At 53.5% G+C, this 11,690-nt stretch carries 10 protein-coding genes and 1 other annotated feature; of the genes, 7 read left to right on the top strand and 3 right to left on the bottom strand.

What is annotated here, in order from left to right:
• Positions 1-19 precede the first annotated feature (19 nt).
• The 5 genes from KNP85_RS11265 (at position 20) to KNP85_RS11285 (ending at position 7,291) form a co-directional block, all read left to right on the top strand.
• The gene (locus KNP85_RS11265) at positions 20-2,209 is read left to right on the top strand and encodes a RelA/SpoT family protein (protein ID WP_021066905.1); all 2,190 of its coding nucleotides are present in this window, start codon (positions 20-22) and stop codon (positions 2,207-2,209) included.
• Positions 2,210-2,225: 16 nt separating this feature from the next.
• Entirely contained in the window at positions 2,226-2,669 is a 444-nt protein-coding gene (gene dtd, locus KNP85_RS11270) for a D-aminoacyl-tRNA deacylase (protein WP_021066906.1), read from the top strand.
• Positions 2,670-2,707: 38 nt separating this feature from the next.
• Positions 2,708-2,941: a binding site (T-box leader), on the top strand.
• Positions 2,942-2,981: 40 nt separating this feature from the next.
• Positions 2,982-4,262, top strand: coding sequence for a histidine--tRNA ligase (gene hisS, locus KNP85_RS11275; RefSeq protein WP_214803085.1), 1,281 nt, complete (start codon positions 2,982-2,984; stop codon positions 4,260-4,262).
• Positions 4,259-6,031, top strand: coding sequence for an aspartate--tRNA ligase (gene aspS, locus KNP85_RS11280; RefSeq protein WP_214803087.1), 1,773 nt, complete (start codon positions 4,259-4,261; stop codon positions 6,029-6,031). The genes hisS and aspS overlap by 4 nt, the downstream gene beginning before the upstream one ends.
• 117 nt (positions 6,032-6,148) lie before the next feature.
• The gene (locus KNP85_RS11285; RefSeq protein ID WP_214803090.1) at positions 6,149-7,291 is read left to right on the top strand and encodes a hypothetical protein; all 1,143 of its coding nucleotides are present in this window, start codon (positions 6,149-6,151) and stop codon (positions 7,289-7,291) included.
• A gap of 63 nt (positions 7,292-7,354) precedes the next feature.
• Here the strand turns inward: KNP85_RS11285 and KNP85_RS11290 are convergent, their stop codons facing one another.
• Together KNP85_RS11290 and KNP85_RS11295 are read right to left on the bottom strand one after the other, a co-directional pair.
• Positions 7,355-7,546, bottom strand: coding sequence for a hypothetical protein (locus tag KNP85_RS11290; RefSeq protein ID WP_214719548.1), 192 nt, complete (start codon positions 7,544-7,546; stop codon positions 7,355-7,357).
• Positions 7,543-7,893 carry an iron-sulfur cluster biosynthesis family protein gene (locus KNP85_RS11295; protein ID WP_214803093.1) on the bottom strand — a complete coding sequence of 117 codons (351 nt, stop codon included), beginning with the start codon at positions 7,891-7,893 and terminating at the stop codon, positions 7,543-7,545. Before KNP85_RS11295 ends, KNP85_RS11290 begins: the two co-directional genes overlap by 4 nt.
• A gap of 118 nt (positions 7,894-8,011) precedes the next feature.
• Here KNP85_RS11295 and KNP85_RS11300 point away from each other — a divergent pair, with 118 nt between their 5' ends.
• Together KNP85_RS11300 and KNP85_RS11305 are read left to right on the top strand one after the other, a co-directional pair.
• Entirely contained in the window at positions 8,012-9,724 is a 1,713-nt protein-coding gene (locus KNP85_RS11300) for an ABC transporter ATP-binding protein (protein WP_214803096.1), read from the top strand.
• 91 nt (positions 9,725-9,815) lie between these two features.
• Positions 9,816-10,850 (top strand): zinc-binding dehydrogenase, encoded by a 1,035-nt coding sequence (locus KNP85_RS11305; protein WP_214803099.1) that lies wholly within the window; start codon positions 9,816-9,818, stop codon positions 10,848-10,850.
• Between the two features lie 47 nt (positions 10,851-10,897).
• Here KNP85_RS11305 and KNP85_RS11310 read toward each other — a convergent pair whose 3' ends face one another.
• A complete protein-coding gene (locus KNP85_RS11310; RefSeq protein ID WP_214803102.1) occupies positions 10,898-11,542 on the bottom strand; it encodes a YczE/YyaS/YitT family protein in 645 nt (214 codons plus the stop codon).
• Positions 11,543-11,690 lie beyond the last annotated feature (148 nt).

Below are 11,690 nucleotides of genomic sequence, written 5' to 3' on the forward strand. Positions count from 1 at the left end.
AAAAAGGGTGTCGAATGTTATGACCAAAAAACAAATCGTAAGTATTGAGGACCTTCTCGACGCGCTCGGGGAGTATATGGGTGAAGACGAGATTGCCGAAGTGAGACGCGCTTACGAATACGCAAAACTGCATCATACCGGTCAGTTCCGACGTTCCGGCGAACCCTACATTCTGCATCCGGTCCAAGTGGCCGGTATTCTCGTTGATATCGGGTTAGACGCGACGACGATTATCGGTGCGCTTCTTCATGATGTCGTTGAAGACACGGACATCACGCTCAAACAACTCGCTGACGAGTTTGGGGTCGAGGTGGCCATGCTCGTCGACGGTGTGACGAAGCTCGGTAAAATCAAATATAAATCGAAAAAAGAAGAGCTCGCCGAGAATCACCGCAAGATGATTATCGCGATGGCTGAAGACGTACGTGTCATCTTGATCAAACTCGCCGACCGTCTGCATAACATGCGGACGCTTCAACATATGCCGAAAGAGAAGCAAGTTCAAAAAGCGGAAGAAACGCTCGAGATTTTCGCGCCGCTCGCCCACCGGATGGGGATCTCGACGATCAAATGGGAGCTCGAGGATATTTCGTTACGTTATATCAATCCGCAGCAATACTATAAAATCGTCTCGATGATGAAACAGAAACGGACCGAGCGGGAAGCGCTCGTCACTTCGGTCATCACAGAAGTGAACACCGTCCTTGAGGACGTGAGCATCGAGGCCGACGTCAACGGTCGTCCGAAGCACATCTACTCGATTTATAATAAGATGGTGAAGCATAAGAAAGAGTTCAATGAGATTTATGACTTGATGGCGGTCCGCATCATCGTCGATTCGATTCGTGACTGCTACGCCGTCCTCGGTATCATCCACACGCAATACAAGCCGATGCCGGGCCGGTTCAAGGATTATATCGCTATGCCGAAACCGAACATGTATCAGTCGCTCCACACGACGGTGATTGGACCGAAGGGTGAGCCGCTCGAAGTGCAAATCCGCACGAAGGACATGCACTTTATCGCCGAGTTCGGAATTGCCGCGCACTGGGCCTATAAAGAAGGAAAGAGTGTCGCGACGAACGGGTTCGATGAAAAAATCGCCCATCTGCGCGAGATTTTAGAGCTACAAAAAGATACGACCGACGCCGAGGAGTTCATGGAATCGCTCAAAGTCGATTTCTTCAGCGATATGCTCTACGTCTTCACACCGAAAGGGGACGTCTTCGAGTTGCCGAAAGGATCGGTCCCGATCGATTACGCCTATCGCATCCATACCGAGATCGGTCACCGGATGACGGGGGCGAAAGTGAACGGACGGATGGTGCCACTCGACCATAAACTCGAGACAGGTGACATCATCGAGATCATCACGTCGAAACATAGCTATGGGCCGAGCAAGGACTGGCTCAAGCTCGCCGTCTCGAGCCAGGCGAAGAACAAGATTCGCCAATGGTTCAAGCGCCAACAGCGTGAAGAGAACGTCGAGAAAGGCAAAGAGCTCGTCGACGTCGAGATTAAGAAGCTCGGCTTCGAGCCGAAAGAAGTGATCGATGACCAGTCGCTCGCCGTCGTCGTCGAGAAGTTCAACTTCGGGAACGAGGAAGAGATGTACGCCGCGGTCGGCTATCATGGCATCACGGCCGCCCAAGTCGCCCACAAGTTGACGGAGAAGCAGCGCAAAGAGCCAAAACTCGAGCTGTCGGACGCGATCAACGAATTGAAAGTCAGTCAGTCGCCGAAGAAGAAGACGGCCGAGGCCGGCGTCTCGGTGAAAGGGATTGACAACATGCTGATCCGCATGAGCCGCTGCTGTAACCCGGTACCGGGCGATGAAATCGTCGGGTATATCACACGTGGACGCGGCGTGTCGATTCACCGGAAGGACTGCTTGAACATCATCAATGAGCAGCACCCGGAGCGACTCCTCACGGTCGAGTGGGAAGTCGGTCAGGCGAAGGAGAAGAACTATAACGTCGACATCGAGATCACCGGCTACGACCGTTCCGGTTTGTTGAACGACGTGCTCCAAGCCGTCTCGGCGACGAACACGAACATCGTGGCGGTGAGCGGACGCGGGGACCAGAACAAACAGGCCCGTATCTCGATGACGATCTCGATTCCGAACGTGAACCATTTGCAAAAAGTCGTCGACCGGATTAAGCAAATCTCGGACGTGTACTCGGTCAGCCGAGTCATGATGACGTGACGAAAGGAAGATTTCTGTGCGTGTATTGTTGCAACGAGTAAAAGAAGCATCCGTCACCGTCGATGAGGAGACGATCGGTCAAATCGAGGCCGGTTATTTGCTCCTCGTCGGGGTGACGCACGAGGACACCGAGACGGAAGTAAACTGGCTCGCCGACAAGGTGGCCGGACTCCGTGTCTTCGAGGACGCGGACGAGAAGATGAACTTATCGATTCAAGACGTCGCCGGCAAAGTGTTGTCCGTGTCGCAGTTCACGCTTTACGGGGACACGCTCAAAGGCCGTCGTCCCGCGTTCACGCAAGCAGCGAAGCCGGATATCGCCGAACGCCTTTACGAGAAGTTCAACGAGCGTTTGCGGACGCACGGGCTCGTCGTCGAGACCGGGAAGTTCGGGGCGATGATGGATGTCGCGCTCGTCAATGACGGTCCGGTCACGCTCATGCTCGAAAAAAACGCTTGACAGAAGCAGGCGTGATTCGGCATCATGAACCATATAACCTAACACCTACGATAAAGAAAAGTACGGTCACCCCACCAGCAAAGAGAGCGATGCCTAGGCTGAAAGCATCGACTGGATGATGACCCGAACGACACTTTGGAGGTGCTTCCTTGAACTCGAGTAGGGGGAGCCGTTTCATCGGGCGTTAACCGATTTCGAGTGGCAGAGTATCGATTATGGCTCTGCAACGAGGGTGGTACCACGGGAAACTTTAACAGGCTCTCGTCCCTTTGCGGACGAGGGCCTTTTTGTATTCTAAGGAGGGAATTTTAGATGAAAGCACCACGCGGCACACAAGACCTGCTTCCGGGCACGGTCGAGACGTGGCAGTATGTCGAAGAGAAACTACGCGACATCAGCGCCCGTTACAACTATAAAGAGATTCGTACCCCGATTTTTGAAACGACCGACCTGTTCACACGCAGCGTCGGCGAGACGACGGACATCGTCCAAAAAGAGATGTTCACGCTCGTCAAGAAAGGCAAGGACGAGTATACGCTCCGTCCGGAAGGGACGGCCTCGGTCGTCCGCGCATTCGTCACGAACAAGCTGTTCGGCAGCCCCGACCAGCCGACGAAACTGTACTACATGGGACCGATGTTCCGCTACGAACGTCCACAAAAAGGCCGGTTCCGCCAACTGCACCAATACGGTGTCGAGGCGATCGGTAGCAGTGACCCTGCCATCGACGCAGAAGTGATCAGCCTCGCCTACACGATTTACAAATCGTTCGGCCTGAAGCAAATCAAGGTCGTCGTCAACTCGCTCGGTGACGCCGAGAGCCGCAACGCTCACCGCGAAGCGCTCATCCGTCACTTCGAACCGGTCCAGCACGAGCTGTGCCAAGATTGCCAGACGCGATTGCACCAAAACCCGCTTCGCGTCCTCGACTGTAAAGTCGACCGCGACCACCCGTCGATGAAGTCGGCACCTTCGATTCTCGACTTCTTGAACGAAGAGTCGAAGACGTATTTCGAGAAAGTACTCGCGCACTTGGATGCGCTCGGCGTCGCTTACGTCGTCGACCCGACGCTCGTCCGCGGTCTCGACTACTATACGCACACAGCGTTCGAGATCATGTCAGAGGCAGAAGGCTTCGGCGCCATCACGACGCTATGCGGCGGTGGACGCTATAACGGTCTCGTCCAAGACATCGGTGGACCGGACATGCCGGGCATCGGTTTCGGGATCGGGCTCGAGCGTCTCGTCCTCGCTCTCGAGAACGAAGGGGTGCTCCCGGCGCTCGAGACGGGACTTGACGTCTTCGTCGTCGCCCAAGGCGGATCAGAAGTTGAAGTGACGGCGACACGCCTGTTGCAATTGCTTCGCATCGAAGGCTTCAAGGCGGACCGCGACTATCTCGGCCGCAAATTCAAAGGACAATTCAAACAAGCCGACCGCTTGAACGCGAAATTCACCGTTATCCTCGGAGACGATGAAGTCGAACGCGGCTCGGCCTCCCTCAAGGTCATGGCGACCGGGGAACAAGTCGACGTGCCACTCTCGGCCGTCGCAGACAAAATTCGTGAACTATCGGAAGGAGCAGGACAATGATCGGACGCACACATATGAACGGCCGCGTGACAGAGTCACTCATCGGCCAAGATGTACAATTGAAAGGATGGGTCCAGAAACGTCGCGACCTCGGAGGCCTCATCTTCATCGACCTTCGTGACCGCACGGGAATCGTCCAAGTCGTCGTTCGCCCGGAAAACGAAGCGGTGCACAAGCTCGCCGAGTCAATCCGCAGCGAATACGTACTCGACATTAAAGGTACCGTCCTCGAGCGTGAGAACAAGAACCCGAACATGCCGACTGGGAACATCGAAGTCATCGCCTCTGAAATCAACATCTTGAACGCAGCGAAGATGACACCAATCCCAATCGGGGACGAGGCCGAGAACGTATCGGAAGACCTCCGTCTCAAATACCGTTATCTCGACCTCCGTCGTCCGGCACTCCAAGAGACGTTCCGTCTCCGCTCGAAGGCGTCGAACACGATTCGTAACTTCTTGACAGAAGAGGAGTTCCTCGAAGTCGAGACGCCGATTTTGACGAAGTCGACACCGGAAGGCGCGCGTGACTACCTCGTCCCGAGCCGTGTTCACGGCGGCGAATTCTACGCACTTCCACAGTCACCACAGTTGTTCAAACAGCTCCTCATGGTAGCTGGATTCGACCGTTATTTCCAAATCGCACGCTGCTTCCGTGACGAAGACCTTCGGGCCGACCGTCAACCGGAATTCACGCAAGTCGATATCGAGACGAGCTTCATGGACGTCGAAGACTTGATGGCGATGATGGAATCGATGATGGCGCAAGTCATGGAAGCGACGCTCGGTCGTACCGACACGCCGGCCAAGTTCGAGCGCATGACGCATGAAGAGGCGATGCGTCGTTTCGGTTCAGACAAACCTGACACACGTTTCGGTCTCGAACTCATCGACGTCGCGGATGCGGTAACAGGTGCCGGCTTCAAAGTGTTCGACATGGCGCTCGAGTCTAACGGACAAGTGAAAGCGATCAACGTCAAAGGCGAGGCGGACAAGTTCTCGCGTAAAGACATCGACAAGCTTCAAGAGTTCACGGCCGTCTACGGTGCTAAAGGCCTCGCTTGGCTCAAAGTGACGCCAGAAGGCTTGAACGGACCGATCGCCAAGTTCTTCGACGAGACGTACGCCCAGAAGTTGATGGAAGCGACGAACGCAGAAGCGGGCGACTTGCTCCTCTTCGTGGCATCAAAACCGACAGTCGTCGCCGACAGCCTCGGCGCGCTTCGCGTCAAGCTCGGTCATGAGCTCGGACTCATCGACGAGTCGAAGTTCAACTTCCTTTGGGTGACGGACTTCCCGCTCGTCACGTTCGAAGAAGAAGACGGCCGTTTCTATGCCAACCACCACCCGTTCACAATGCCAAACCGTGAAGACCTCCACTTGCTCGAGACGGACCCGGCGAGCGTACGCGCTCTCGCCTATGACCTCGTCTTGAACGGCTATGAGCTCGGTGGCGGATCACAACGGATTTATGAGCGTGACATTCAAGAACGCATGTTCAAATTGCTCGGCTTTACAGAACAAGAAGCAGTCGACCAGTTCGGCTTCTTGCTCGAAGCGTTCGAGTATGGTACACCGCCACACGCGGGTATCGCGCTCGGTCTCGACCGTCTCGTCATGATCCTCGCGGGTCGTTCGAACCTTCGTGACACGATCGCCTTCCCGAAAACGGCGTCGGCGAGCGACTTGCTCACACAAGCACCAAGCCCGGTCGCGGATGCGCAACTCCAAGAGTTGTCGATTCGGACCGCGGTCAAAGAGAAAAAATAACAACTAGTCACAAGGACCCGTCAATTGGCGGGTCTTTTTGCGTATATCTTGTTAAATAATAATATGTTACATTTATGGTATAAAATGTATTTTAACGATGAGGGGAAATGGGGAAACATGAAATTAAAAAGCATAGTGCAATCACTTGGAATGACGATTGGGTTGGCAACTATTTTAGCGGGCTGCAGTCAAGAATCGGAAGTGTTGCCAAAAGTGGGGGACGTCGTTCAAGACACGGAATCAGAAGTCGATGTAGAAGTGGAGATGATTCAATTGCGTCCGGTCGGAGAGACTACTTCCCTTGGGACGTTGAAGAATTACGACTTATCTCCGTTCTTCCAACATAAAGTCACGATGATTGCACCGGAACATATAGATGATGAACATATTATTTATACGGATTCGATCGGTGAAGTAGGCTATGAAATCTATGTCTACGATACGGAACAAGCAACCAATCGGTCGTTACATAAAACGTCAAAGACAATCGGTAATCTTGTCGGGGTTAAAGATAACATCTACTGGAGCGAATACGAAGCGACGGAAGACAATGGATACGCTTGGTCTATTTTTCGAATGAAGCTCGACGCTTCTGAACTAACGGAGATATATAACGGTGTAAGTATGTTCGAGACGCCTGTTCCTCATTTGTGTGCAGCGGATGGACACGTCACGTGGGTCGATTATGAGGCATCCGAAACAATGACGACGACATCGGTAAAGCAGTTCTCGTCTACTTCAGAGAAGGTGGAGACACTTCGAACTTACACGCTTCAAGAAGGGGAGAATCGAAACGGAGAGTACGTGTTCGATTATCGTGATAGCGAAGGGGGAGTCATTCTTCATCGAAGTCTGTTCGAAGCAGGAAACAAGACAACGAGATTGACCACGCTCGACGGGAAGTTTGATGAAGAAATGGGCGCATTAATTGATTTTCAAGTAGGACCTGACTATGCGGCTTTTGGAAAAGAAGGACGAGCCGAGTTTTTAGGACTAACACAGGAAGCTAAGCCGTTTCAATACATGGGGGCGCAGTCGAAAAGTTCATTTGACGCCTTTCGCTTTTTACCGGACAATCGAATTCTGTTCCGAGAAGGCATGGACCGTTTGATGATTGCCGATGTGTATGAAGGGACGGTCTCGTACTTGCGAAGTCAGGGGGGGATGACGTCCAAACCGCTTTATGTAGATGGAAAAATTGCATATGCAGAACATGGCAATGAGGGTGAGATTCGATTTTATACAATCGATGTAGAATAAGGGCAGGTCAAAATCATCTGTGCGATGAAAGAGAGAGTGGCCGATGCGGCAACTCTCTCTTTTTTAGTGATTCTGTTGTTCCATCTTCTTCGCCGTACGCTGAAGCGCAAACCCGAAGGCGAACAGTGACGCAATCACGGCCGTCATCGTGTAAACCGAGTCCGCGAACGCGAGGTAAATGCCGAACAGGCCGAGCCCGAAGCTGAGGATGAACCACAGCCAGAGGCTCGGATGGTCGCGTAACGCCTGCTTCATCGGCTTGGGACGTTCAGCTGGCAACCGGTCCCATCGGTCACGAGCAAGTTCGAGTTGAACACTTGGCCGTTACTCTTCAAGACGAGCGTCCGTTTATCGTCACGATAGTCAATGATCATGTCCTCGTCCAAAAAGATTTTCGTCCAGTTCTTGATGAGAATCGGGCCGACGTTCGAATCAATCTTGACATCTTCTGGTGTCGTCTCGGTCACGTAGCGAATCTCGAAGATGCCGCTATTGCCACAGCCGCAACCTTCCGTCTCATAAAACAAGTGCATTTGTCCGTCACGGTCGCCTTTTAAGGCATCAATCCGCGCCTGAGCGCGTTCTGTAATCTGTACGTTCATGTGTATCACTCCTTAACTCTATTATACCTCGCTGGAAAAAAGATTGAAAAAGACGTGCTTCCCGTTTTCCACTTCCTGCAAAAAGGCGTAAACTATTTGTTTAGAAGGGGGAAACGACATGATCTCACGTTTTTTTAGTTATTACCGTCCACATAAGAAGTTATTCATCCTCGATTTCTCGTTCGCCATCCTCGTCGGCCTGCTCGAGCTCGGTTTTCCGCTCGCCGTACAATGGTTCATCGACGACCTGTTGCCGGGTGGGGAATGGAATTGGATTATCATCATCAGCATCGGCCTATTGATTCTTTACATACTCGCCATGATGATGCAGTACGTCGTCAACTATTGGGGGCATAAGCTCGGCATCAATATCGAGACCGATATGCGGGAAGAGCTGTTCACCCACATCCATAAACAGTCGTTCCGGTTCTTCGATAATCATAAGACCGGCCATCTGATGAGTCGGGTGACGAACGACTTGTTCGATATCGGCGAAGTGGCGCACCATGGTCCTGAAGATTTCTTCATCGCCATCATGACACTGCTCGGTGCGTTCGGAATCATGTTCTCGATCGACCCGCAACTCGCGCTCGTGACGGTCGTCGCCGTGCCATTCCTTGTCATCATGATCACGTACGCCAACAAAAACATGAACAAGGCGTGGCAAAAGATGTATACGAACATCGGTGAAGTGAACGCCCGTGTCGAGGACAGCGTCTCCGGCGCGCGTGTCGTCCAATCGTTCACGAACGAGACGTTCGAAATCAACCGATTCCAGAAAGACAATAACTTCTACCGCGGCTCGAAAATCGAGGCGTATCGAGTCATGAGTAAATCGCTTGCGGGCATTTATATTACGACGCGGCTCATGACGCTGCTCGTACTCGTTTACGGCGCCTATTTGACGTATCAAGGTCAACTGTCTTACGGGCAGCTCGTCGGGTTCATCCTCTATATGAACTTGCTCATCAAGCCGATTGAGAAAATCACAGCCCTCCTCGAGATGTATCCGAAAGGGATGGCCGGCTTCAAACGATTCACGCAACTATTGGACGAGGCGCCGGACATCGAGAACCGTCCGGACGCCGTCGACGTCACGGCACTGAAAGGCGACATCGCCTTCCAAAACGTCTCGTTCGGCTACTCGGACTATCGCCAAGTGTTGACCGACATCGACCTCGACATCAAGTCGGGTACGACGGTCGCCCTCGTCGGGACGAGCGGGGCCGGGAAGACGACGATTTGTTCGCTCATCCCGCGTTTCTATGACGTGACGAGTGGCGCCATCACAATTGACGGTATGGACATCCGCGATATGACGAAAGAGAGTCTGCGACGCCAAATCGGAATCGTGCAACAGGACGTGTTCTTGTTCGCGGGAACACTCCGTGAGAATATCGCTTACGGGAAGCTGGACGCGACCGACGCGGAAATTATGCATGCGGTCGAGAAAGCACATCTGAACTCGCTCGTCGACGAGTTGCAGTACGGCCTCGATACGCAAATCGGGGAACGGGGCTTGAAGCTGTCGGGCGGACAGAAACAACGGATTGCCATCGCCAGGATGTTCCTCAAAAATCCACCGATTTTGATTTTAGATGAGGCGACGTCCGCGCTCGACACGGAGACGGAAGCGATCATTCAAGACTCGCTCAATGAACTCGCGGCCGACCGGACGACGCTCATCATCGCCCACCGCTTAGCGACGGTGAAAAATGCCGACCGTATCCTCGTCGTCACCGCTGACGGCATCGTCGAGGACGGGACGCACGATGAATTGAGCATGAAAGGCGGCGTGTTCGCCGGATTGCTCAGACGCCAACAACTATAAGGAATGGGCAGCCACCAATAATTTTTGGTGGCTGTCGTGCGTTAGTGGGGTATAGACAGGAATATAGTTGTGATGAGGAGGAAAACAAGTGATGAAAGCAATACAGGTCATCGGTTACGGTGACGTCGATCAATTACAAGTCGTCGATGTCGCGATTCCGAGCCTAAAACAAGGAGAAGTGCTCGTGCGTGTGAAGGCGTGCGGGATTAACAATACCGAGATTTGGATGCGAGAAGGGGCGTATGGGACGGACAAAGAGTCAGGCTGGCGGCCGGAAGGGGTCCAGTTCCCACGGGTCCCGGGTTCAGATATCACCGGGGAAGTCGTGAAAGTCGGCAGCGGGGTCGAGGAGACGATGGTAGGACGTCGTATCATCCTGTTCCCGTTCACATCGAGCGGGCAGGACGGGGAAGAGCATATCGCTGACGATATGTCGTTCATCGGTTCCGAGTACGATGGCGGTTATGCCGAATATGTCGCTTGGCCGGCCGCACTCTGTTACGATATGCCGCTCGACAGTTTCGTCGATAGCGCCGTCTTCACGGTGAGCGGGTTGACGGCGTGGCATATGAATGAACAGATTGAGATTCAGCCGGGGCAGACGATTGTCGTCACCGGTGCAAGCGGCGGGGTCGGTTCGTTCAACGTCCAAATCGCGGCGAATGTGCATGGCGCGAACGTATTTGCTATCGTCGGCGATTTGAAAGATGAAGCGAAGCTGAAAGAACTTGGAGCGAGCCGTGTCTTTTCATATCGCTCCGAGACACTCGCCGATGAGATTCTTGAGGCGAACGGCGGACCGGTCGATGCCGTGCTCGATGTCGTCGGCGACGCCTTGTTCACGACATCGCTCGAGGTGTTGAAAAATGGCGGCAAGTTCTGTATTTCCGGATCGGCCGGTGGGCAACAGACGAACCTCGACTTCCGGACGATGTATTTGAAACATATCACCATGTATGGATCCGTGCTCGGTACGCGGGCCGAGTTCCAAGCGATGCTCGAGGCGATTGAAGCCGGGAAGAGTCGGCCACTCGTCGACCGGACGTTCCCGCTCGTTGAGGCACGGGACGCGCAGACGTACTTCAAGCAACGGGGCAAGTTCGGAAAAATCGTCCTCGTCCCATAACGTAAAGAAAAGAGAGGAGACCGGACTGTGTCCGATTTCCTCTCTTTTTATGCGGCCACTTTCGCCCGGTCGATGACCGAGACGAGGCGCCGGAACTGTTCAAGCCAAAACTGGAAGAACGGGCCAATCAAGAAGATTGACAGCACCGTTCCGAAAAAGACCGGTCCGCCGAGCACCCAACCGATGAGGCAAGCCGTCAGTTCCATCCATGTCCGCATCATACGGACCGATGTGTTGAATCGGTCGGCCAAAGCGAGCGTCAACCCGTCCCGTGGGCCGGCCCCATAGCCGATGGCGACGTACAAGCCGGCACCCATCCCGATGACGAAGATGCCAAGGATAAGCCAGGCGATATTGAGTGCGATGCCGTCAAGTTGCGGCAACCACTGATGGTCGAGAATCAAGTTCATAAACACGCCGACGAAGACGGCGTTGACGAGCGTCCCGAACTGGGGCCGAATCCGGTCCAGTATGTACTTGCAGAAGACGAGCGAGAGACCGACGAGCAAGATGATCGTCCCGACAGAAATCGGGGTGTGACGGGCGAGCCCGAGATGGAGCACGTCCCATGTCGATACGCCGAGATCGGCCGTGATCATCATCGAAGATCCGAGGGCGAGCAAGAATAGACCACCCATGAATAACGCCCACTTCAAACTGATTCGTAAAGATTGTACCCATACCGCGTGCATGATGGTCGCCTCGATTCCCTAAAATGTTCCATCATCATATCATATCTGGTTTCACGACAAGAAAAAAACGCCTCGGACGAGGTCCGAAGCGCTTGGCTCACTTTTTAGGTGTCGATGCTTTTTTTGCTTTGTTCTTTTTATAGTAATC

It is taken from the genome of Exiguobacterium sp. s194, assembly GCF_018618275.1.
In the GTDB taxonomy this organism is placed as follows: domain Bacteria; phylum Bacillota; class Bacilli; order Exiguobacteriales; family Exiguobacteriaceae; genus Exiguobacterium; species Exiguobacterium chiriqhucha.

Coding starts and splice junctions, on each gene's coding strand:
- KNP85_RS11265 (WP_021066905.1), top strand. CDS start 20: ATGACCAAAAAACAAATCGTAAGTATTGAGGACCTTCTCGACGCGCTC.
- hisS (WP_214803085.1), top strand. CDS start 2,982: ATGAAAGCACCACGCGGCACACAAGACCTGCTTCCGGGCACGGTCGAG.
- aspS (WP_214803087.1), top strand. CDS start 4,259: ATGATCGGACGCACACATATGAACGGCCGCGTGACAGAGTCACTCATC.
- KNP85_RS11285 (WP_214803090.1), top strand. CDS start 6,149: ATGAAATTAAAAAGCATAGTGCAATCACTTGGAATGACGATTGGGTTG.
- KNP85_RS11290 (WP_214719548.1), bottom strand. CDS start 7,546: ATGAAGCAGGCGTTACGCGACCATCCGAGCCTCTGGCTGTGGTTCATC.
- KNP85_RS11295 (WP_214803093.1), bottom strand. CDS start 7,893: ATGAACGTACAGATTACAGAACGCGCTCAGGCGCGGATTGATGCCTTA.
- KNP85_RS11300 (WP_214803096.1), top strand. CDS start 8,012: ATGATCTCACGTTTTTTTAGTTATTACCGTCCACATAAGAAGTTATTC.
- KNP85_RS11305 (WP_214803099.1), top strand. CDS start 9,816: ATGAAAGCAATACAGGTCATCGGTTACGGTGACGTCGATCAATTACAA.
- KNP85_RS11310 (WP_214803102.1), bottom strand. CDS start 11,542: ATGCACGCGGTATGGGTACAATCTTTACGAATCAGTTTGAAGTGGGCG.